The following is a 21,037-nucleotide window of genomic DNA, read 5'->3' as shown; positions in this document are numbered from 1 at the left end:
GCGATTTATCGGCTGGCCTGCTCTCTTTATTTTTGGTGTAAACCTAACTGCTCAGAAACGGGCCCGTTTTGCCAGGGTAGCGATGCGCATGTACATCTGCCCGGCGGCGCTCTGTAAGTCAGCGCTTTGGGCTCTGAGCCGTCCTGCGCGGCTTTGACCGCGCCAAACCAAAGGATCGCGATACAGAATCGGCAAGCATGCTTCTAGTTCTTCCGGTGTGTCGACCCGAACGCCAGCAAGGCCCAGATACTCAGACAAGGACTGGGGCATTTCTTGGTAAACCACTGGTACACCGAGTGCGGCAACCTCTACGGGAACCATTTCGAATGTTGCGTACTTGATCGGTGTAACCATGAGTCGCATGGCCGATACCTTTTCGGAGAAATCCTCACGCAAAAAGGGCCATACGACGTCAACATCCAGCGGTACATCGTAACGGGGTTTGTATTGGCGGACGCCGTAGATTGTTGCTTCTGGTACTGCTCGCCGGATTGCGCTGAGCCATTCCTTTGCCGGGTGGGTCATAAGGCCGTCGTCGCTGAGTTTTGCAATGTCGCCGACAAAAATTCCCTCTGATTTATGGAATTCGGCTGCTGGAGGCGATGGCAGTGAAAGAGTTTTAGGAATCGGCGTAATAAGGTGTTTGATGTCCGTCAATTCATGATTGTCAACCATCGACTCAGTGAAGACCATGAGAACTACACGATTTCCGTAGAGTTTTTCCCAGCCTAAAAAGCGGTCCCGGATGTGTTGATTCCGGCTGGTCTTTCCGTTCACCGAAAGATTTAGTATTACCACGCGCCCCTTTTTCGCATGAAGGTCAATCAATCTCTCGACCTTGACGAAATCAGGCCGTTCAGGATCTCCGACGTAAATCATGACGACGGAGGGTGCCGTCCCGCTGAGGTTCTCGGGGTCGCCGGTTTCGATGTCCTCGAGAGTTACACCAACACCGAATTGCCGCAGCATCGATGCCGTCAAATGGCATGACTTGAGGATCCCGCCCTTTTTCCAGCGTTCCCGATCCGTTCGTCCAATGATGGCAACCTGTAACGGCTCGCGAACGACGATTTGGTCAGCGACGTTGAATTGCCACCTCCCATGGTCTTTGACTACCTTGGTCACGTGCGAGCGGACATCGAATTTCTCAACAGCCTCCCCTTTCCCAAGCGAAGCGTTGGAAATCGATGGAGCTTTTGCGTCGATAGGGATTGCCCACCCGCGCTCATGGCGTAGAACAACCATTGGAACTTTGAGTTGTTGAGCCTTCCTCGCCAGAAAAGCATCGGCCATGTTTGGATATTCAAAGTCTTCGAAAAGTACGGGCATTGTGCTCGTGTGAAATCCTGCGATGCCTGTACCGAGCAGATGGACTGGAGTGTCCTTACCTCGAAGTGTGGAGAAGGAGAGTACCTGACGGTACTTGCTGTTGTAGTAATCTTCGAAATCTGGGCCAAAGATCGAACCGTGCCAACCGACAATTGCCTTCCGGCCATAACGCTCGATGCCATCGATCATGTAATCAACGTAAAAGTCTGGATACTCGATATCGTCATCGCAAGTCAAGTAGTACCCAGTAAAATCCTCGACGAACAGAAACTTACCTCGGTCGCCATAGTCTGGCCCAGTAAAGAAGCGGACACGGCTGTCGTGAACAATGCCCGTCGGGACTTCGTCCATGCCATTCAGATATACAAAAATCTCATCGGCTTGTGGGAGGAGTGAATTGATGACTGTCCTAAGCCCTGGTTCGCGGCCCGGCATAGTCGCGATACCGATACGCACGGTTTCGGTCCGTCTAAATCCGTTTCCCTCCAGTTCCCGAACGGCAGGCGTCACTCCTGAAGTGGGTTCTGCTAAGGCTTCAAAGCCTCCGCGTCGGGCAATGACCTCCTGCACCGAGGCCATCGCGGCTTTCGCAGACAGGGTTCCGGGGTTGGCCTTCTCCCATTTCGTGGCAAGGTTCGAAAACGCACGTTGCCATGAAATTGCGGCGATTTCGAAAACTTCACGTTCGTCCAAGGCGAGCTCAAGCTCAGCTAGGGAGCGTTCCAACTTATCGTTCAGTTTCGTCTCCGACTTTGTAGCCTCGCGCGCGTTGAGGCTTGACACCGCGATGTCAACGGCACTCTTGGACGCTTCCACAGAGGAGGCAACACCTTGGAGGTCGTTGCGTTGCGAATCCCATTGGGTTCTTGCATCGGCAGTGAATTCAGCGAAGCGCTCAAAGATATGTTCACTGATTTCGGACTTAGCAAGCTCGAGTAAATTGTTGGCTTTCAACGTTGTGTCGCAAATTTGATCGGTGATGGTGGCATTATCCGAGATGCGAGCAGCAACATCATCAAGTCGGGCCTTGAGTTCACTTAGATCCTCTGCGGCAGCTTTGCCAGTGTTTGCAAGGAGATCGTGGCGTTCGGCTGCAGATGCATTCAGTTCGAGTAGGCGCGAAAGTTGGCCTTCGAGCAGGCTCGCGACTTCCAATTTAAGGGAAGCAATTTCGCCAGCGGTACCCCTAGATAAGTCGCCCGATTCGCCAGTTGTAGCTGCAAATGCCGCGTCCATGGCTGTTAACTTGCGAGAAATTCGATCGATTCCGGAGAGAAGAAGATGTGTTGCTGACTTCTGATTGTCCACTTCGAGCCTGTGACGGAGCTGAGGCGCAGACTCCGACTTCAAGGATCTTGAGTGGACCCACAGGTAATTCGTACTTCGTCCTGCCTGAGCCACGATTTCGTAGCCTTCTGGAAGTAGTAGCGCAGCCACTTTGCGGTATGCCTCAGGGGAGTGGGATTCAGCTACGACAACTGGGAAGTCTTTGCGGATGATAGACATCCCACCGGCGAGAACCTTGTCTTCAGCACCTTCGACGTCGATCTTGATCAACGACACCGGACGATCGGAGATTATTTCGTCCAGGGTTTGCCCGGATATGGCGGGCGCTCCTGCGATGGCAGGATGCGCTTGGAATGTTCCGCCGTTCGACGGATTGGGATTATCCATACTAAATTGGCCGGGCTGGTCCCAAACAACTGTGTTAACGGCTTGGACCCGGGCTTGGAGTTTATTGTCACGAATATTGCGCAGGAGCAACTCAAAATTTGACTCAACGGGTTCGATGGCAACAATTGAGTTTTCCATGAAGGTGCCGAAGTAAACCGTGTGGTTTCCGAGATTCGCACCGACGTCTACGATCAGACCGTCCCGCAGCGGCAGCGTGGCTAATACGTCGAGTAGGTCCTTTTCGTAGAAGCTTTTGTGACTCTGGACCAGCTTGAAAATGTACTCTTCTGCATCGCCGGATATAGACACGGCCTTCCCGCGGACTTCAAAAGTAGTGGTCTGGATCGTCCGGTTGCTGAGCATGGAGCACCTTTTGTTTGATCTGCTATATATCCTCATGACACTTTAGCGACGCTCCCGACGGGATTGATTCAAGTGCACGTGTTGCGTCAAGTCTATGTTGCCAACACTCTTGGGGAAAAAATCTTCTCAGTAATTTATGCCGTCCCGTCTGCGCCATGGCGCCGACCGGACGGCATAAGATCCGCTGGAGGCAAGACATATGCGAATCGGTATGGGGACTTGTCTCGCTGGCTGTTCAGCTCGATGCTCGGCGCCTTTGTGCCACAGCATCTGATTCTTTTAGCTACGGCCGGGGAACGCAGACGCTAGGATCTAAGGCAGAATTTACTTTCCTCATCCATACGCGGTCACCGGAAACTGTGATGCACTTACAACGCGGAAAGTGTCCGATCTCGCAAGCTATTTGGAGCACTCTGTGAAAAAGAAGAAGATTGAGCTGGGGCTAGCGGCGTGGGCCATCAGCAGCATCGTGATTGTGAGCGTTCTGGCTGCAACGTCAACGCCGTCCGTATATGTGTCCGTGATTTTCGCGTTCTTGACTTTGACGCTTGTAGGGGTTGGTTACCTTCTGCTTCGTACTTTGCGAAAAGTCGGAGGAGCCTCAGCACGTTACGCGGCAAAGGCAAACAAGCAATTGTCATCCGTTGAGGACATTGCTCGCCGTCTCGGAGGGGCAGTTGCAAACAGTGAGGCTGCCCGGGCTAGGGCAGCCAACAAGTCCAATGAGCAATTGAACCGAGTCAATGCCACGTCACTCAAGACCGTCGAATCATTGGCGAACAGTGAGGCAGCTCGCGCGCGAGCTGCGATCAAGGCCAATGATCAGCTAAACGGTGCGCTCACCGCAGTCCGTGGCATGGAATCGCTATTGGAGCGAGTCCACAAATCTGTTGAAGCAGTTAGAAGCGACCGCAAGGAGCTTCTAGGAAATAGGGCTGACTTGGTAGAAAGCTTCACCTCGCAGGCTGTCAAGCTTGATCTTTATCTTGACGAGATGCGCGAGGCGCTCAGCGTCCTAGTTCCTAGCCACAAACAAAGTGTGTTGGACAGCATCAATTCTGAGGAAGAATAGTCACGCGTCGATGCTCGGAACCGGCAATGATGCCCCAGAAATGCCCGCCGCGAGAGTCTACCGCCGCTGGTGGGCAGTGCTAGGGTTTTCCGAAGTCAGGCATCCGTTGGCCTATTCCTAGAAACGCGGCTACAGCTGCGACGCTTCTAGCCGAGGCGTTTCCGTCGCCGTATGGGTTTACTGCGTTGGCCATGGCGTCATAGGCGGCTTGATCGTTGAGTAGTCGGTCGACTTCAATGACGATGCGCGCTTCATCGGTGCCGATGAGCGTTGCAGTTCCTGCGTCGACGGCTTCGGGCCGTTCAGTGTTGTCGCGCATTACGAGTACCGGCTTGCCTAGGCTAGGTGCTTCTTCTTGGACTCCACCGGAATCGGTGAGGACAATGTGAGCGAGGGAAAGCATACGGGTAAACTCACCGTACGCCAGTGGCTCGGTGACAATGACGTTGGTTTTGCCTTCAAGAGCCGGCAAAACAGCTTCACGAACTACAGGGTTCTTGTGCGCCGGCAGGACAATTACCAAGTCGGGCTCAGCATCAGCGATGCGGGCCAGAGCGCGGCCTACACCGCGCATGGCATCGCCCTGGTTCTCGCGGCGGTGCGTTGTTACCAACAGGATACGGCGGCCGCTCGCTGCCAGTTCCTCCAACTGAGGATCCGCGAACGGGACCGTTTTGCCAACGGTGGTTAGGAGCGCATCAATAACAGTATTTCCTGTAACCACTACGTCAGCAGCGTTGACTCCCTCGGCCAAAAGATTGGCTTTGCTGACGCTTGTGGGTGCGAGATGGAGGCTGGCGATTTGGGTAGTAAGTTTGCGGTTGCCTTCTTCAGGGAACGGCGAGAACAAATCGCCACTGCGCAGGCCAGCTTCCGCATGGACCACCGGGATCCCGTGATAGAAGGCGGCAATGGCTGCAGCAGTGGAAGTGGTGGTGTCACCTTGAACAATCACTGCATCAGGACGCACTAGGTCAAAAAGTGTGTCCAGTCCGGTCATGGTGCGGGTCATGATGTCGGAGAGCGTCTGGCCCTGGCTGAGGATGTTCAGGTCGAAGTTGGGTTCAATGCCGAACAAGTCGTTGACTTGGTCTAGCATTTCGCGGTGCTGGCCAGTAACTGTGACTACACATTCAAAGTCCGAGTCCTTCTGGAAAGCGCTAATAATCGGAGCCATTTTGATGGCTTCGGGACGAGTACCGAATATTGGCATGATCTTTGGCATTGTTACCCCATGTGCGTTTATGAACGTTGAGCAATCTTATGCGCCACAGGGGGCGAGATGGTCACTGCAGCGACACGTAAAGGGCGAATCCCAACAGTGGAATGCTGGCGATTACGAGACTACTTATTAGAAGCGCCACTCGACGCTTCCGCCGGTGTGCTATTTCGCGAGCGTTAACAGAATCAGTCAATGGGGTGGCTGCTGGTCGAACACGCATTGTCCGGGCCTGAATCTTGACGGCTTTGCCCCTTTCGTGCTTTGACTTGTCGCTACGGACGTTTATCACTTTGGACCTCCTAGCTGACGTGGCGTGGCCGGCCACGGTCCCGTGCGGTGCAAACATGCTCGAGTCAACAATCCCACGGCCAGCCCTAAGATGCCGGGGCGCCAGCCATGCCTGAGAAGGGTCCTGCTCCACTAGCGCCTCACCACCTAAATCTCTAGTCAACAAACAAAGCTCAGCTAATTCTTACCTACTTAGCGCGGGGAATCACACTCCGGGCGCATCATCACATCAACGGTCCCGGCACTTTCAACCACCAACCGCCAGGCCCAGCCCAACACACCTAAGGAAGGTTCGCTGTAAACCATTGTCACGTCAGCCACTGTGCATTGGCGGAGCAACTCCCCAGAACGAGTCACGTGATACTTCGAGGTCACCACCGCAATGTGCTTCCAACCATGCACCCGTACCAACTCAGAAATGGCTTCTGCCTCACCGCGAGTGTTCAGCGGAACGGCAGTGAAGCACTCAAACGAGGAACTGGGATTACTGCGCGTATCACACAGCATGTCCGCTTCCACGTTTCCCAGCAGCCCTGTTTTGGAGAGCACCAGCATGGGTGCCCCAGTGGACTCTTGGAGCTTCATCCCCGCCGGCAAACGCTCATCGCTACGGCCGCCGAGGACAATTACCGCGTCCACTTTCCCGGGATGACCTTGTGGCACAAACACAAAAAGCCGGGCAGCAACAAATAGCCACAAGAATGTGCACAGGAGCACGGCAATCCCCACACGCAGAAGCGTTCTTTCCCATGCCCGAGCCACCATGCCATCCTATGCTGGCGGTAGCGTAGAACCGTGGCCACCCAAGAACTCCTCGTCTCCGATCTTTCCGAAGGGCAATTGCTCGAACGGATCTTCCCGCGACTGCACAACCGTGCTATCGATTCCACGGCCGCTCCGCTGCTGGGACCGGGCGACGACGCCGCCATCATCAGCGCCCCAGACGGGCGGCTAGTCATCAGCGTGGACACCCAAACCCAAGACCAAGACTTTCGGCTTCTCTGGCCCAACGGTTACCAAACCACCGGGTACGACGTCGGATGGAAAGCGGCCGCTCAAAACCTCAGCGATATTAACGCGATGGGTGCAGTCCCCACGGCCTTAGTTGTTAGCCTCACCCTTCCACCACACACCCCGGTGGTGTGGGTGGAAGCTCTCGCCGAGGGGCTCAGTGACGCACTCTTTACCTTGGGCGCCACCCGCTGCTCAGTGGTGGGAGGAGATCTTGGTGCCGGAACGGAACTCTCCATCACAGCCGCCGTTACCGGAGACCTCGCAGGTGCCACACCAGTGCTCCGTTCCGGAGCAAAAGCGGGCGATGTGCTGGCAGTAGCAGGCCGTCTGGGACACGCCGCTGCCGGACTGGCGCTACTTGAGTCAGCACCACCGTTGACAACAGCAGCAGACCACGCTCAAGAACAGCGCCGGAGCCAAGCCGCATCCGAGTTCCAAAACCTCATCCGTCTCCAGTGCCGCCCCGAACCTCCCCTCGCCGCAGGGCCCATGGCTGCCGCATCAGGGGCCACCGCCATGATGGACATTTCTGACTCTCTTCTACGCGATGGTGGCCGGCTCGCGAAAGCGAGTGGCGTCGCGGTCCACTTAGACGCCGCTGCGCTCAATTCTCGCCGTGCCCCACTGGAGGCCGCCGGGCAATTGTTGGGTGTGGACCCCATGGAATGGATCCTGCGCGGCGGGGAGGACCACGGACTTCTAGCCACGTTCGGTCCCGAAGTTCCGCTGCCAGAGGGCTTCGCTGCGATAGGCTCAATTGTGGCCGTTGCGCCGGGGGACACAGCCCGAGTTGTACTTCCCGGGACAGCAAACGGCAGCCCGGGAATTTCCAGTGCAGGATGGGATCACTTTGCAGAATAAAATTACCGCCAACGCGCAAGCGATGAAGCGGTGGTTGAGCAAAGCCGAAGTCACCTTGGGCAACCACAGCGACAGGCTCAACGCCATCAACATTTTCCCGGTAGCTGACGGGGACACCGGCACCAACCTCTACCAAACGGTTCGAGCCGCGGCCCAAGGCATTCAAGAATGCCCCGAAACCACTGACCTCGGTGTCCTCATCAACCGGGCCGGCCGGGCCGCCATGGAAAACGCACGCGGCAACTCCGGAACCTTGTTCTCAGTATTTCTCGGTGCCTTCGCCGAACCGCTGCATGGACACATCCGGCTCAGCGCTTCAGTATTGGCCACCGCACTGAACCGTGCACAAATCCGAGCCTGGTCAGCGCTCAGCGATCCAGTGCCCGGAACCATGCTCTCCGTGCTCGAAGCTGCCGCGAGCGCCGCAGCTGACGCGGATGCCGCGCAAAATGGTGACGACAGCAACCACGCCCTCAGTATTGCTTTGGACGCCGCCGTGGACGCCGCCCTGACGGCGGTGGTTCAAACCGAAAACGAGCTCGAAGCCCTGAATGCGGCCAAAATCGTTGACGCCGGGGGAGTGGGGATGCTCCTGATCCTGGACGCGCTACGCTCCACCATCCTTGGCGTTGGCTTGCAAGATGATCTCCTAGAAAACCTCCATGGGTACAACACCGACTACCCGCACATTCACAACCAAATGCCGGACGACGACGGCACTGAAGTTATGTGCACCATCGACCTTTCGCCGTTGGACGCCGCAACGCTGCGCTTGCGCCTGGATGAGATGGGCGACTCGGTAATTATGTCGCCCGTGGGCGAATCTGATGCCCAAACCGACAACTATCGCTGGCGGGTACATGTCCACGTTGCGGATCCCGGCCCGGCGCTGGCCCTGATCAACTCACTTGGGACACCGGCTAACGTGACACTGACACAATTGGCCGGCGCTGACTCGGATTCAGGCCACGCGGGTGGAGACTCTTCGGTATGAGCGGGGATCCCACCTCGCTAAGCCTTGACCGGGTGCTGGGCAAACGCGCCGCCACCATGGTGGAAAAACATCTTGGCTACACCACCGCTGGTGAACTACTGCACCACTTTCCACGCCGCTATCTCAACCGTGGTGAACTCACCCCCATCGCCGAAGTCCCTCTGGATGAAGACGTCACCCTCATTGCACGGGTGATCTCCAGCAATACTCGTCACATGCGAGCCCGTAAGGGAACTCTGACGGACGTGATCATTGCGGATGATCAAGGCTCCGGACTCCAACTGGTAGCTCAAGCAACCCCGACGCTCAAGGTCAGTTTTTTCAACGGCTTCCGTGCGCGCAATGAGCTTGTGCCCGGCACCTTGGCCATGTTTTCCGGCAAAGTGACTCGCTATGCCAATTCGCTGAGCCTGACAAATCCTGACTTTTTAGTGATTGAAGAGTCACCCGGGCACGGGACAGGCGATTCAAATTCAACAGCTTCAAATTCAACAGTTTCAAATTCAATACTGGACGCCGAAGCCTTAGCCAAGCAGCCCATCCCGATCTACCCGGCCACCGCTAAGCTCACGTCCTGGGCCATCCAAAAACTGATGGTGGCCCTCCTTGAAGTGATGGACTTGGACGCGATTCCGGATCCACTAGCCGGCCTAGCGGCAGAGAGCTCCGGATCCACAAACCACCAAGGAAACCAGCACAAAGTGTTGCCCTTGGCTCAGGCGTATCGGCTCATTCACACACCCAGTGAACCCGCTGACTGGGCCCGTGCGCAGGCGCGTTTTCGTTACCAAGAAGCAGTGGTCCTGCAAACCGCGTTGGCCCGGCGCCGGGCTGAAGTGGCAGCTCAAGAGGCCACCAGCCGTAAAGCCATTGGCGGTGGATTGTTAGAGACGTTCACAGCGAATTTGCCGTTTACGCTCACCGCTGGCCAAGAGTCCATTGCGGCCACACTGGCGCACGAATTGGAACGCGCCCACCCCATGAACCGGCTCCTTCAAGGCGAAGTGGGCTCGGGTAAAACAATTGTGGCGCTTTTGGCCATGCTTCAAGTAGTGGATGCCGGGGGACAAGCCGTACTACTCGCGCCCACCGAAGTTCTTGCCGCGCAGCACTTCGACTCAATCCGCCGCACCCTGGGCGCACTCGCGGCGGACGGACTTTTTGGCGGGCTCAGCAGCACACCCACCGTGCAGCTGGCGCTGTTGACAGGCTCCATGCCCACCGCGGCCCGGAAGCAATCCCTCCTTGACGCTGCCTCCGGGACTGCGGGAATTATCATCGGCACTCACGCGCTCTTGAGCGAGAACGTGGTCTTTTTTGACCTCGGACTGATTGTGGTGGATGAGCAGCACCGCTTTGGTGTTGAACAGCGCGACGCTCTCCGTGCCAAAGCCCACAAACCGCCGCACTTGCTGGTGATGACAGCTACCCCCATCCCGCGCACGGTAGCCATGACAGTGTTCGGTGATTTGGAGACCTCGATCCTTGATGAGCTGCCCGCGGGACGCGCGCCCATCACTACCCACGTGGTGGGACTGGCAGAAAACCCCAACTGGGCCCAACGCTTATGGCAGCGTTCACGCGAAGAAATCGACGCTGGGCACCAGGTCTATGTGGTGTGCCCCAAGATCGGTGACAACGACGACGGCGACTTCACACCGGGCGAATTCTCGCCCTCCGCTACCGAACCGGACGGCGAGAACGACGGCGGGCGCCAGCTCGCCTCGGTGAGTGCCGTCGTCGAACACTTGACTGAGAACCCCGCGCTCGCAGAAGTGCCGATGGCTCCACTTCACGGACGGTTAGCGCCCGAAGATAAGCAGTCCACCATGGCTGCGTTCGCAGCGAATCAGGTCAAGTTGTTGGTTTCCACCACGGTGATTGAGGTGGGCGTTGACGTGCACAACGCCACCCTGATGATCATTCTGGATGCCGACCGCTTTGGCATCTCCCAATTGCATCAGCTCCGTGGCCGTGTGGGACGTGGCGGGCTGCCGGGCACGTGCCTGCTGGTGACTTCACTCGAACCAGGGCACCCCAGCCGGCAACGGCTTGACGCAGTCGCTTCCACCACCGATGGGTTCCAGCTCTCACACGAGGACCTGAAACTCCGGCGTGAGGGCGACATTCTTGGTGCAAGCCAGTCTGGCGGACGCTCCACACTGCGGTTTTTGCGAGTCCTGGAGCACGGCAACATTATTGAGCGAGCACGTGAACAGGCACAAAGTATTGTTGCTGACGATCCTTCGCTGGAGCGGCACACCAATCTGGCCCGAGCGATTGAAAATTATTTGAACCCGGAAAAGGAGGCCTTCCTTGAGCGAGGCTAAACGCATGGTGATACTCGCTGGAACTACTGTCTTTGCAGTGAGTGCCGCGTGAGCCGGATTATTGCCGGCGCAGCTGGTGGATCGCCGTTGACCAGCGTGCCCGGATCAGCCACAAGGCCCACCACAGACCGGGTCAAAGAGGCCCTTTTTTCGCGCCTTGATGCCTTTGACATTATCGCCGGCGCCCGGGTCCTAGACCTTTACGCAGGTTCCGGCGCCCTAGGACTTGAGAGTGCCAGCCGTGGAGCTGCTGTGGTGGAACTTGTTGAATTCAATGACAAAGCCTCAGCTGTATGCCAGCGCAACGCAACCATGGTCAACGACGCTATAGGCAAAAAAGTCGTTACAGTGCACCGTTCCAAGGTCGAATCATTTTTGGACCGGGTCCCCGAACACGGGCCACACTGGGATCTGGTGATGATGGACCCTCCCTACCCGCTAGAAGAGGAACCCTTAGCCGCTGTCCTTGCCAAATTGGCCCCGCACCTAGACCAAGGCGGAGTGCTGGTGCTGGAACGCTCCTCGCGCTCACCCGAACCCATCTGGCCCGAGGGGCTCGAGAGGTTCTCGGAGAAGAAGTATGGCGAGACAGTGTTGTGGTTCGCCGAGCCCACGCCTACCGACTAGCCCCACGTAAGCAGCTACTAGTCGCTGATGGGGTCCAGATCCACCCCGGTCAGCACTCTTGCCGGGTGTGGACCTGCAGCCACCAGTGCGGGGCTCCACTCCGGTGGGAAAGCTGTGGTGGTCCCTAGCAAGATGATGTTGCCTGGGTAGCGTCCGGCGAACATTCCTGACTCCGCGGTAGCCGCAACATCAGTGATGGCCCTACGCATTGCTGCAACCTGGCTCCTCACCAGAGTTAATCCAGGTTCGTCGCCAACGTTGACTAACAGCACACCACCGGGAGCCAGCATCGCTGCAGCCTCTTGGTAAAACTCCGTGCACGCAATATGTTCCGGAGCCTCAGGGCCGGAAAAAATGTCCAGCACAATACAGTCAAAAAGTTCTGCGTTCTCCGCTGCGGCAAGCTCAGCGAGCTCGGCCCGTGCGTCACCTACTCGGGTGGTGAGTTTAGTTCCCGCGGGCAAGGGGAGAGCGTCCAGAACAAAGTCCAAAAGCTCGCGTTCCAACTCCACGGCAACTTGGATAGATCCGGGCCGGGTAGCTTGAATGTAGCGCGCCAACGTCAATGCTCCGGCTCCCAAATGCAGGGCGCGGATCGGCTGGCCAGCAGGTGCCAGAAGGTCAACCACATTGCCCATTCGGCGCAAGTACTCGTAGAAGATCTCTTCAGGGTGGCCCATGTTCACATGTGACTGTTCGGCATCCCCAATGCTCATCACATACGCACCGGGAGTGAAGCCGTCCTCTTCGATGCTCGCGTGCAGTCCAATTCCTCGCAGAAAGCGCCGAGCTGTCACTTGAGGCTTCCAAGTAGACCTGAGGTGCTGATCGCTGAACCGAGTCCCGCGAGGCGATCAACGGCTTGGGTAATGACTTCTTCCCGTTTGCAGAAGGCAAAGCGCAAGAGGCTCTGATAGTTCTTGGCACCCTCAGGGGTGCAGAAGACACCTACCGGTATGGCCGCAACACCAATCAGCTCAGGCAAGGCGCGGGCCAGCGCTGTTGCATCTGTGACACCCAAAGGCGTGACGTCAGCATTGACAAAATAAGTGCCAGCCGGAGTGTATGGAGCCAACCCAGCTGCCTTGAGCCCGGTAATCAGCAGGTCCCGTTTGCCTTTGAGTGTGGCTGCCACCGAGGTGTAATACGAATCCGGAAGTTCTAGGGCCTGAGCAATAGCGTTCTGGAACGGGGGACCTGAACTGTAAGACATAAATTGTTTGACAGTGCGCACCGCGGCAACCAAATCTGCCGGGCCCATGAGCCAACCAACCTTCCAGCCGGTCAAAGAAAAAGTCTTGCCAGCTGAAGAAATCGTCAGCGTCCGCTCCGCCGCTCCCGGCACCGTAGCGATGGGCACATGGGCTGGCACAACTGTCTCAGCCCCAAACACAAGGTGCTCATAAACCTCGTCACTGATGATCACGGCGTCGTACTGGTGGGCTAACTGAACCAAACGCTCCAAAATATTCGCGCCAAAAACCGCGCCCGTGGGGTTGTGCGGATTGTTCAGCAGAACCACTTTGGTGCGGTCTGAGAAAGCTTCGGTCAGCTCATCCAAGTCTGGTTGGAACTCCGGCGCTTTCAGCTGGACCGTAACGTGCTTGCCGCCGGCCAGAGCAATCATGGCGCCGTAAGAATCATAAAAAGGCTCAAAAGTAATAACTTCATCGCCGGGGGAGACCAAAGCCAGGATGCTCGCCGCAATGGCTTCGGTGGCGCCGGTGGTAACAATGATTTCCGTTTCCGGGTCCGGAATTAGCCCGTAAAAGCGTTGCTGGTGCCGGGAAATGGCGCTACGCAAGTTGATAAAGCCCTTGCCGGGCGCATACTGATTAGCACCGTTGCTGATGGCCAAACGAGCCGCATCTTTGATCACTTCCGGACCATCCTCGTCCGGGAAACCCTGACCTAAGTTGATAGCACCGGTAGCAGTGGCAAGAGAGGTCATCTCTTCAAAAATAGTGACTCCCAAGCTACCGGTGGGAGAACCTCCGTCAAAGGAGAGAAGGTTTGCACCCATTGCAGTGCGCTGCCACGGTTGCATAGCCCCGGAACCTTCGTCCATCATCTTGCCCACCGTTTCCCATTCTTTGGTTGCCGGGCCCTTGATCGCCCAGCCCATGATCGCTCAGCCCTTAATCGCCCAGTCTGCTGCCATGGTATCCCGGCCCCGGAATGGGGTAGGTTCTCACTATGCGCCGCGCAGTATGCCCCGGGTCCTTCGACCCCATCCACAATGGACACCTTGAAGTCATTGCACGTGCCACAAGTTTGTTCGACGAAGTGATCGTTGCAGTGTCCACTAACCCTGCCAAGAAGTATCGCTTTGACCTTCAAGACCGGCTGGACATGGCTCGCGAGACGCTCTCGGCACTCCGCGGAGTGGTGGTGGAACCCATGGGTGAGGGGCTCCTTGCCGAATATTGCCGCCGCCGCGGGGCAACAGCAATCGTTAAGGGCCTGCGCTCCTCCGGCGACTTTGACTACGAACTGCCCATGGCAACCATGAACCGAAAGCTCTCCGGAGTGGAAACGGTGTTTATTCCGGCCGAGGGGCACTATCTTCATTTGTCCTCAACTCTGATCAAAGAAGTGCACGCACTCGGCGGGGATGTGTCCGAATTCATACCGCGAGCAGTGCTCAAACGGCTCAGCGCTGGCGAGTCTGCACCTAAGTAGTCCCACCACGGGTAGACTGTTTCGGTGCCATCTTGCGGCCCGGCTTGTCCGGACCACCCGGTTTGAGTCCACCAATGACTTCAGGCTAAGATGGTACGTCGGTCATATGTTCAACCAGGAGTTCCCATTAAGCGTGATCTCAGTTCGCCCCTGACTATCGATGTCAAGGACCTCGGACGCAGTCCGGGCACTATGCGAACACTGACGGAGCATGTACCCGCACCAAGTGATCTTGGTGTGGCACTCATTGGTGTCAAAGAAGGCTCGGATATCGAGTTGGACTTGAGACTGGAGGCCGTACACGAAGGAATTTTGGTATCGGGAACCGTAGACGTCGAGATTGTTGGCGAATGCGGCCGCTGCCTGGATCCCCTTGCGTATGACCAACAGGTCAATGTGCAAGAACTTTTCTTTTACGAGGACAATGCGTCCTTGTCTGAGGATGAAGATGAAGAGCAACGTCGAGTCGAGCACGATTCAATCGATCTTGAACCGGTGTTGCGGGACGCAGTGGTAACCACCCTGCCGTTCCAGCCGGTGTGCCGGGAAGACTGTCAGGGTCTGTGCTCCGAATGCGGAGCGCGCCTGCAGGATGATCCGGGGCACCACCACGAGGTGCTAGATCCTCGCTGGGCTGCCCTCGCAGATCTGCAAGGCAAAACCGGCAAAACTGACTGATAAGTGTTGGACTAAGAGAGAAAAGAGTTAGCCGTGGCTGTTCCCAAGCGGAAAATGTCCCGCGCAAATACCCGCGCCCGCCGGTCCCAGTGGAAGGCAACTGCCCCCAACCTGGTAAAGACCGTCGAAAACGGCCGCGTGTCCTACAGCCTGCCGCACCAGGCAAAGGTCGTAACTGACGCTGCAGGCACCGCGCTGTTCCTTGAATACAAGGGCCGCAAGGTAGCTGACGTCTAATCTGCCACTAGGCTGATCATGACGTCTTCAACTGAAGAGCTTCTGGAGCGTCTCGGTGTCACTATTGACGCCGGGACGCTTCGTCTTGCTCTGACACACCGTTCGTATGCCTATGAAAACGGCGGCATGCCCACCAATGAGCGTCTGGAATTTCTAGGCGACTCCATTTTGGGCTACTCCGTAACCGACGCGCTGTTCCGGGACAACCCAGAACTGCCCGAAGGTGAGCTGGCTAAACGCCGCTCAGCCGTAGTCAGTACGCGAGCTCTTGCCGGGATAGCGCGCAGCCTAGACGTGGGTAGTTTTATTCTTCTTGGTCAAGGCGAAAAGCTGACCAACGGGAAAAACAAGTCCTCCATCCTGGCGGACACCATGGAAGCGCTGATCGGTGCGACCTACCTGAGCAACGGCATTGAAGTAGCGCGCCAATTGGTGATGCGCCTCATTGGCCCTCTGCTCAAGGATGCTGCAGCCCTTGGCGCCGGCACTGACTGGAAAACAAACATCCAGGAACTCGCCGCAGCCCGCCAAATGGGCACCATTCACTACGAGGTCACCGGCTCCGGCCCAGACCACGCCCGCACCTTTGAGGCAGTGCTGCTCATTGGCGGAAACGAATACGGCAAAGGTTCCGGCAATTCCAAAAAGGAAGCCGAACAGGAAGCCGCTGCAGACACCTGGAAAACGCTGGCCCCGGCCGCCGTTGACGGTGTCACGCCAGCTGGTTCGGTTTCCGTTTCTGGGACCAACTCCTAAGTACCTAAGTGCCTGAACTTCCCGAAGTCGAAGTAGTTCGCCGCGGACTCCAACGCTGGGTTGTGGGACGAACCGTGGAAAACGTGGACGTCCTGGACCCACGATCACTTCGCCGGCATCTCTTGGGCGACTTTTCTGCCCAACTTTCCGGTGCCGTTGTTACCGCCGCCGTTCGTCGCGGCAAGTTTCTATGGATGCCGCTGAGTTTTCCGTCTTTGGCTATAGGTGAAAGTACGACGGCGCCTGCCGCGGCCGCCGTTGCTCCAGCGCCTTCTGGCCTCGCGCTTGTGGCGCACCTTGGAATGAGCGGGCAGTTGCTTGTGGAGGACTCCGAGGCTGCGGACGAAAAGCATCTTAAGGTTCGGCTGAACCTCAGCCCGCGGCCGGGAATGCCGGGGGAGTTGCGCTTTGTGGATCAACGAATCTTCGGTGGCCTTGCGCTCTCGCCGCTCGTTGCCACGGCCGATGGTGGTGCCGGTGGCCGTTGGCAGACCGAAGCCGCGCCTTTGTTACCAGAGGTGAGTGACGGCGTCGAACTCCTCACACATCTGATCCCCGAGCAGGCGGCGCACATTGCCCGTGACCCGCTGGATCCAGAATTCGACTTCGAGTTGTTCTTCCACCGACTCAAATCAAAACGAACCGCCATCAAACGCGCCCTGTTGGATCAGGAACTGATCTCCGGAATTGGCAATATCTATGCTGACGAGGCGCTGTGGCGAGCCAAAATGCACTATGCGCGCGCCTCAGATTCTCTGACCAAAAAGTCGGCAAAGACTATTGTTGAGGCCGCCCGTGAAGTGATGACGGAAGCACTCGACGCCGGCGGGACCAGCTTTGATTCGTTGTATGTCAACGTCAACGGAGCCTCCGGTTACTTCTCCCGTTCCCTAAACGTTTACGGGCGAACCGGCCAGCCCTGCGACCGCTGCGGAGCGCCAGTTGTCCGGGAGAAGTTCACTAATCGGTCCAGCCACTTCTGCCCGATGTGCCAGCGGAAACGTTAGTCGATGGTTGGTACCGACGGAATGCTTTTGAAAAGCGGCGCCTCGCAAATCAACGCGGTCACCGTCGGCTAGCGGAGGTGACGTTGCCAGAACGGATCCTCGGCCCAACTTTCCGGAATGCCCATGGCACGGCGGTTCATCGCCGGCCTTTGCCCGATCAGATCGTAGAGCATTCTGGCCCAAGAGCTTCGCGGCGAGATGGTGCCAAGGACGGTTTGCAGCGAGACGAGGACTGGGTAGAGCCTTTTCCTCGCACTTTCGGGCAGCGCGTTCTCTCGCTCAAGCCAGGAAAGTGAACTCGAAGTCGGGATAGCCGGGTAGACCGTCAAGTCCTACATTCCACAGCCTCCCGTGGTGGGCGCATACGTTCCGGACCCGGACGTAGGTTTGCAACCACGACTCGAGCAGACGAGCCGTCAGTCCTATTCGACCGGCAATCGCAGTTCGATCGGCTCGGAGTCGGAGGTTCCGAAAGGTGCTGGCCAGCTGTCCAACAGTAAGGGTCTCAACCATGAGCCACGACGGCGGCAATTCGGGCGTGCCGTAGGTGATGCGGTAATGCTCGAGGGCTGAGCGGTGGACCAGCGAGTCTTCTCCGCTATCCGGCATTCCACTAAGGCGCGCATCGCAGGTCTCCCTCACGATCCTGAGGAGCTGTGCTTGCCTGCCGTGGTCCCTAAAGTGCGAGGCATCTAAGTACCAGTGAGGATCGTCGTAAGTCGTTGACACGTGATCCGTCAGGGCTGCGCGCACGGCGACCTCGATGCGTTCGAGCGCGTCTAAGACTAGGAGACGAAGGGCACGATCTCGGTCGTCGATCATCAGTCCCCGGTCGATCAGAGGGTCAAGCAGCTCGTCCAAATCCATGGCAGGCTTGTCGTAATGGCGAGTACCGCGTTGGTCGCCAGCGTTTTTTGAATATCGTCCGATTTGGTAAGTGGTACCGTAATTGGGTACGAGTCAAGGAATTGGAGGGATGACGTTATGTCCATAAGCGCCAGTGAGGCACGTAAGACCCTCTTTCCTTTGATTGAGCGGATTAACGCAGACCATGATGCGGTGGAGATCGTTTCCCGCAAAGGTAACGCCGTTCTTATGCCGGCGGACGAGTATGCGGCATGGCAGGAGACTGCCTACCTGTTTCGCTCCCCGGCCAACGCTCGCCGTCTTCTGGACGCTTACGAGCGCGCAACCACGGGTAAAACCGAAATCCACGAGCTCGACAGGTTAGACGAGGGGCTCTAGGTGCGTCTCGTCTGGGACGAAGCCGCTTGGGACGACTACAAGCATTGGCAAACAGCCGACCGCAAGATTCTCAAGCGGATTAATCTGCTGATCGATGCCTGCCTGAGAGAACCGTTTGCCGGCATTGGTAAGCCCGAGCAGCTGAAATACGGGGCTCAGGGGTCTTGCTCGCGACGGATCGACGTGGAGCATCGGCTGGTCTACTTGGTAGACGGTGACGATCTGGTCATTCTCCAGGCCCGTTACCACTACTGATATGTCACTGGTGCAGTGGGGCGCAATCGCCGCCACGCCCGGCCCAGTTTCTAAGGTAAGTCGTCGGGACTCACGGCGCGCTTCCGCCAACTCGGTTCCTACCGGCCAGTAGTCTTTGGGCCATGACAACACTTTCCCAAGAACTCGCTCAACAGCGGAAGCTTACAGTGCAACAGCTGCAACAACGACGCAGCATGTCTGACCGGCTCAGCACGCCCCGGAAGGTAGATCACAGCGGGGAATTTCCGGAAAAGCAGTCAGCAACTGATGCCAGCTTGGAGCTAGCCTCGTTGGGCTACGAAACTCGCATCAGCGAGGGACGGGGATATGTTCTTTTAGAGGCCCACAAGGTGACTCCTGTGGACCCAGAAACCGTAGAAAAGTTCACTGAAGAAGTGCTTACCGTATTCCACAAATTTGGCGGCGACTACGAGGGGTGGGGCGGGCCCGTAGTTACTTCGTAGCCTTGCGCCTTCGCCCAGCTCGTGGCGCGACTTGGATGAATCCACGAATTCGCTAATTCTTTGTAGTCCAAAGATGTGAGAACCGCCTTCCGCACTGAATTTATCCAAAGTTTTGTTTAACTACTGACAAGCGGCAATTCTCTAGCTACTCTGAATTTTGTGCGTTACGAATGCAACTGGGGGATTGGTCTTTTTATGTTGTGCACCCTGGTGCGATCTGCGCAAAGCGGGCGCTCATCCGGGGGCCCTTCGAATATCCAAACGAAGGAGTACAACATGGGAAGGATCAAACGGCTAATCGCCGGCGGAGCCCTAGCGGTTTCCCTAGCTGGGGCTGGCATGATTATTCCGGCCTCGTCGGCGGAAGCGTACTCGGGCACAAGTGGCCAGGGTTGTACCGCTTATCAATATTCGCGTGGCGGTTACGCGAGCTGCATCGGCAACATCCAGCGGATGCTCAATGGGATCAATTACCAATACGGTCGATCCTATGGCGGCTATGGCCTCACCGTTGACAACAGCTTTGGGCCTGCAACGGATACGCAAGCCCGCCGTTTCCAGGGGTGGGTTGGCCTCTCGACGGACGGAGTGGTCGGCAAGACTACGTGGAACAGGCTGTGTTTCTACGCTGGCCAAGTCAACTTCTACTACTCATCCTCAGGGGCCACTAAAAACGGCGCTTGGCAGGCCGCCTATAACGCTGGTTGCTATGTAGAAGTTCCTACCTCTACGTATCCGTACTACCGCACGATTAAGCGTTACTAGTCGGATCCTCTGTTCCTGAACAATCGAACAAACGCTAGGTAACTCAACTATCGGCCCCGGCGCTTCACTGCGCCGGGGCCGTTAGTTTTTTTGGGCTACATCTTATTGGCCGCCAGGCTCTGCTGATGGTGGGTGCGCAGCTGGAGAATTGCGGCGTCGAGCAGGGGAGCGTCGACGCCGAGAGCCTTCGCCCGGGCGGCGAAGTCACCCAGGATGTGCTCCGCCTCAAGAGGATCACCGTGCTGAAGATCGCGGTAGAGCGAGGAGGTAAAGCCGGAACCAGCTTGAGTGAACAACGTCAGAGATAGTTGGTGGCCTGCTTCGCTGACAGGATAGCCGGCGGTGCGGGCAACGGATTCGCATTCCTCGACTGCTCGAAGGATTAGCTCCTTGCCGCCAGCTGCCAGGATGTCGCCGATGCTCCCGCGGAACAGGCAAGTGATCACACCCGCGCCAGCAATGAATGCCCACTTCTCCCACAAGCCCGCAACGATGTTTTCCCTGACTTCCAGATCGATCCCTTCCACATCGAGGGCCTCAACAATTTCCGCGGGGACGGGAGTGGAATCAAGCGAACCAATTGTCAGGCTACTCATGGGAGTCATCTGAACCACGGTGGCGGACTCGTCCAAGGTCGCCACAATTTTTACGATTCCACCCATCACGCGTCCGGGAAAAGCACCCTCGAGGAGATCCATGTGCGCCATACCGTTCAGCAAGGGAATGATCTGGGTGTTCGCACCAACGGCGGGAGCCAGTGTAGGAAGAATCGCTTCTAAGGCCGGTGCCTTGACCGCAACAATCACCACATCAAATTCGCCGGCGCTATCTAAAGCCGTGACAGCCTGAACCGTGTGGCTGACCTCCAGACCCGAAGCCGTAAAACGCAGACCATCAGCTGCGAGTTGGGCCGTGCGCCGTTCGCGAACCAAAAACGTCACCTCCCTGCCCGCGGCAACCAGCCGTGCTCCGAGAGCTCCGCCGGTTGCTCCGGCCCCAACAATGAGGATTCGTGTCATGGTTACGTGCTCCCTCTGGGAATGAATTTCAGCCCTCACCTGAGGTAAACGGGCTGGTCATGTTTGCAAAAGCCTATCCCCAACTCCGCACTGCAGACGGCGGCGGCGGTGCAGGACTGTCCTAAGTACTAAGGCGAATCTGCCCGGAAATGTGC

21 protein-coding genes are annotated in these 21,037 nt (G+C 57.2%); 14 read left to right on the top strand and 7 right to left on the bottom strand.

Annotated features, from left to right (window positions below; all coding sequences use genetic code 11):
- Window positions 1–51 precede the first annotated feature (51 nt).
- The gene (locus tag ACQR35_RS05090; RefSeq protein WP_430269396.1) at window positions 52–3,366 is read right to left on the bottom strand and encodes an FkbM family methyltransferase; all 3,315 of its coding nucleotides are present in this window, start codon (window positions 3,364–3,366) and stop codon (window positions 52–54) included.
- 382 nt (window positions 3,367–3,748) lie between these two features.
- Here ACQR35_RS05090 and ACQR35_RS05085 point away from each other — a divergent pair, with 382 nt between their 5' ends.
- Window positions 3,749–4,438 (top strand): hypothetical protein, encoded by a 690-nt coding sequence (locus ACQR35_RS05085; RefSeq protein ID WP_430269395.1) that lies wholly within the window; start codon window positions 3,749–3,751, stop codon window positions 4,436–4,438.
- Window positions 4,439–4,517: 79 nt separating this feature from the next.
- Here the strand turns inward: ACQR35_RS05085 and wecB are convergent, their stop codons facing one another.
- Both wecB and ACQR35_RS05075 read right to left on the bottom strand, forming a co-directional pair.
- Window positions 4,518–5,663, bottom strand: coding sequence for a non-hydrolyzing UDP-N-acetylglucosamine 2-epimerase (gene wecB, locus ACQR35_RS05080; protein WP_430269394.1), 1,146 nt, complete (start codon window positions 5,661–5,663; stop codon window positions 4,518–4,520).
- Between the two features lie 477 nt (window positions 5,664–6,140).
- Window positions 6,141–6,710, bottom strand: a complete 570-nt coding sequence (locus ACQR35_RS05075) for a YdcF family protein (RefSeq protein ID WP_430269393.1) — start codon at window positions 6,708–6,710, stop codon at window positions 6,141–6,143.
- A 33-nt stretch (window positions 6,711–6,743) separates the two neighbouring features.
- Between ACQR35_RS05075 and thiL the strand changes: the two genes are divergently transcribed.
- From thiL to rsmD, 4 genes are read left to right on the top strand one after another with little or no spacing between them, the layout of a single operon-like run.
- Window positions 6,744–7,823 (top strand): thiamine-phosphate kinase, encoded by a 1,080-nt coding sequence (gene thiL, locus ACQR35_RS05070; RefSeq protein WP_430269392.1) that lies wholly within the window; start codon window positions 6,744–6,746, stop codon window positions 7,821–7,823.
- Between the two features lie 22 nt (window positions 7,824–7,845).
- A complete protein-coding gene (locus ACQR35_RS05065; protein ID WP_430269494.1) occupies window positions 7,846–8,817 on the top strand; it encodes a DAK2 domain-containing protein in 972 nt (323 codons plus the stop codon).
- Window positions 8,814–11,147: an ATP-dependent DNA helicase RecG gene (locus tag ACQR35_RS05060; protein ID WP_430269391.1), complete on the top strand. Its 2,334-nt coding sequence runs from the start codon at window positions 8,814–8,816 to the stop codon at window positions 11,145–11,147. Before ACQR35_RS05065 ends, ACQR35_RS05060 begins: the two co-directional genes overlap by 4 nt.
- Window positions 11,148–11,195: 48 nt before the next feature.
- Window positions 11,196–11,774 carry a 16S rRNA (guanine(966)-N(2))-methyltransferase RsmD gene (gene rsmD / locus ACQR35_RS05055; RefSeq protein WP_430268141.1) on the top strand — a complete coding sequence of 193 codons (579 nt, stop codon included), beginning with the start codon at window positions 11,196–11,198 and terminating at the stop codon, window positions 11,772–11,774.
- 17 nt (window positions 11,775–11,791) lie between these two features.
- On the opposite strand, the gene ACQR35_RS05050 is transcribed toward rsmD, so the two are convergent.
- Both ACQR35_RS05050 and ACQR35_RS05045 read right to left on the bottom strand, forming a co-directional pair.
- Window positions 11,792–12,571, bottom strand: coding sequence for a spermidine synthase (locus ACQR35_RS05050; RefSeq protein ID WP_430268142.1), 780 nt, complete (start codon window positions 12,569–12,571; stop codon window positions 11,792–11,794).
- Window positions 12,568–13,845 (bottom strand): aminotransferase class I/II-fold pyridoxal phosphate-dependent enzyme, encoded by a 1,278-nt coding sequence (locus ACQR35_RS05045; protein ID WP_430269493.1) that lies wholly within the window; start codon window positions 13,843–13,845, stop codon window positions 12,568–12,570. Before ACQR35_RS05045 ends, ACQR35_RS05050 begins: the two co-directional genes overlap by 4 nt.
- A 125-nt stretch (window positions 13,846–13,970) precedes the next feature.
- On the opposite strand from ACQR35_RS05045, the gene coaD reads away from it, so the two are divergent.
- From coaD to mutM, 5 genes are all read left to right on the top strand, one after another.
- Window positions 13,971–14,456: a pantetheine-phosphate adenylyltransferase gene (gene coaD / locus ACQR35_RS05040; RefSeq protein WP_430268143.1), complete on the top strand. Its 486-nt coding sequence runs from the start codon at window positions 13,971–13,973 to the stop codon at window positions 14,454–14,456.
- Between the two features lie 150 nt (window positions 14,457–14,606).
- Window positions 14,607–15,134 (top strand): YceD family protein, encoded by a 528-nt coding sequence (locus tag ACQR35_RS05035; RefSeq protein ID WP_430268235.1) that lies wholly within the window; start codon window positions 14,607–14,609, stop codon window positions 15,132–15,134.
- Window positions 15,135–15,167: 33 nt separating this feature from the next.
- Complete coding sequence (rpmF, locus tag ACQR35_RS05030) at window positions 15,168–15,371, top strand: 50S ribosomal protein L32 (protein ID WP_430269390.1); 204 nt, start codon at window positions 15,168–15,170, stop codon at window positions 15,369–15,371.
- Between the two features lie 18 nt (window positions 15,372–15,389).
- Window positions 15,390–16,127, top strand: a complete 738-nt coding sequence (gene rnc, locus ACQR35_RS05025; protein WP_430269389.1) for a ribonuclease III — start codon at window positions 15,390–15,392, stop codon at window positions 16,125–16,127.
- Between the two features lie 8 nt (window positions 16,128–16,135).
- Window positions 16,136–17,134, top strand: a complete 999-nt coding sequence (gene mutM / locus ACQR35_RS05020) for a bifunctional DNA-formamidopyrimidine glycosylase/DNA-(apurinic or apyrimidinic site) lyase (RefSeq protein ID WP_430269388.1) — start codon at window positions 16,136–16,138, stop codon at window positions 17,132–17,134.
- A gap of 279 nt (window positions 17,135–17,413) precedes the next feature.
- On the opposite strand, the gene ACQR35_RS05015 is transcribed toward mutM, so the two are convergent.
- Window positions 17,414–18,001 carry an Abi family protein gene (locus ACQR35_RS05015; RefSeq protein ID WP_430269387.1) on the bottom strand — a complete coding sequence of 196 codons (588 nt, stop codon included), beginning with the start codon at window positions 17,999–18,001 and terminating at the stop codon, window positions 17,414–17,416.
- A 117-nt stretch (window positions 18,002–18,118) separates the two neighbouring features.
- On the opposite strand from ACQR35_RS05015, the gene ACQR35_RS05010 reads away from it, so the two are divergent.
- From ACQR35_RS05010 to ACQR35_RS04995, 4 genes are all read left to right on the top strand, one after another.
- Window positions 18,119–18,379: a type II toxin-antitoxin system Phd/YefM family antitoxin gene (locus ACQR35_RS05010; RefSeq protein ID WP_430268148.1), complete on the top strand. Its 261-nt coding sequence runs from the start codon at window positions 18,119–18,121 to the stop codon at window positions 18,377–18,379.
- Window positions 18,380–18,634, top strand: coding sequence for a Txe/YoeB family addiction module toxin (locus tag ACQR35_RS05005; RefSeq protein WP_430269386.1), 255 nt, complete (start codon window positions 18,380–18,382; stop codon window positions 18,632–18,634).
- Between the two features lie 122 nt (window positions 18,635–18,756).
- A complete protein-coding gene (locus tag ACQR35_RS05000; protein WP_430268150.1) occupies window positions 18,757–19,098 on the top strand; it encodes a ribonuclease E inhibitor RraB in 342 nt (113 codons plus the stop codon).
- 276 nt (window positions 19,099–19,374) lie between these two features.
- Window positions 19,375–19,863, top strand: coding sequence for a peptidoglycan-binding domain-containing protein (locus ACQR35_RS04995; protein WP_430269385.1), 489 nt, complete (start codon window positions 19,375–19,377; stop codon window positions 19,861–19,863).
- A gap of 95 nt (window positions 19,864–19,958) precedes the next feature.
- Here ACQR35_RS04995 and ACQR35_RS04990 read toward each other — a convergent pair whose 3' ends face one another.
- Window positions 19,959–20,882 carry a 2-dehydropantoate 2-reductase gene (locus ACQR35_RS04990; RefSeq protein ID WP_430269384.1) on the bottom strand — a complete coding sequence of 308 codons (924 nt, stop codon included), beginning with the start codon at window positions 20,880–20,882 and terminating at the stop codon, window positions 19,959–19,961.
- Window positions 20,883–21,037 lie beyond the last annotated feature (155 nt).

Origin of the sequence: Pseudarthrobacter sp. J1738 (assembly GCF_050490315.1) — a bacterium.
In the GTDB taxonomy this organism is placed as follows: domain Bacteria; phylum Actinomycetota; class Actinomycetes; order Actinomycetales; family Micrococcaceae; genus JBNPEO01.
This window is presented reverse-complemented; position numbering and strand designations above follow the sequence as displayed.

Excerpts from the sequence above, each read along its gene's own strand:
- ACQR35_RS05090 (WP_430269396.1), bottom strand. The coding sequence starts at position 3,366 with ATGCTCAGCAACCGGACGATCCAGACCACTACTTTTGAAGTCCGCGGG.
- wecB (WP_430269394.1), bottom strand. The coding sequence starts at position 5,663 with ATGCCAAAGATCATGCCAATATTCGGTACTCGTCCCGAAGCCATCAAA.
- ACQR35_RS05065 (WP_430269494.1), top strand. The coding sequence starts at position 7,846 with ATGAAGCGGTGGTTGAGCAAAGCCGAAGTCACCTTGGGCAACCACAGC.
- ACQR35_RS05060 (WP_430269391.1), top strand. The coding sequence starts at position 8,814 with ATGAGCGGGGATCCCACCTCGCTAAGCCTTGACCGGGTGCTGGGCAAA.
- ACQR35_RS05045 (WP_430269493.1), bottom strand. The coding sequence starts at position 13,845 with ATGATGGACGAAGGTTCCGGGGCTATGCAACCGTGGCAGCGCACTGCA.
- coaD (WP_430268143.1), top strand. The coding sequence starts at position 13,971 with ATGCGCCGCGCAGTATGCCCCGGGTCCTTCGACCCCATCCACAATGGA.
- rnc (WP_430269389.1), top strand. The coding sequence starts at position 15,390 with ATGACGTCTTCAACTGAAGAGCTTCTGGAGCGTCTCGGTGTCACTATT.
- ACQR35_RS05015 (WP_430269387.1), bottom strand. The coding sequence starts at position 18,001 with ATGGATTTGGACGAGCTGCTTGACCCTCTGATCGACCGGGGACTGATG.
- ACQR35_RS05010 (WP_430268148.1), top strand. The coding sequence starts at position 18,119 with ATGTCCATAAGCGCCAGTGAGGCACGTAAGACCCTCTTTCCTTTGATT.
- ACQR35_RS05000 (WP_430268150.1), top strand. The coding sequence starts at position 18,757 with ATGACAACACTTTCCCAAGAACTCGCTCAACAGCGGAAGCTTACAGTG.
- ACQR35_RS04995 (WP_430269385.1), top strand. The coding sequence starts at position 19,375 with ATGGGAAGGATCAAACGGCTAATCGCCGGCGGAGCCCTAGCGGTTTCC.
- ACQR35_RS04990 (WP_430269384.1), bottom strand. The coding sequence starts at position 20,882 with ATGACACGAATCCTCATTGTTGGGGCCGGAGCAACCGGCGGAGCTCTC.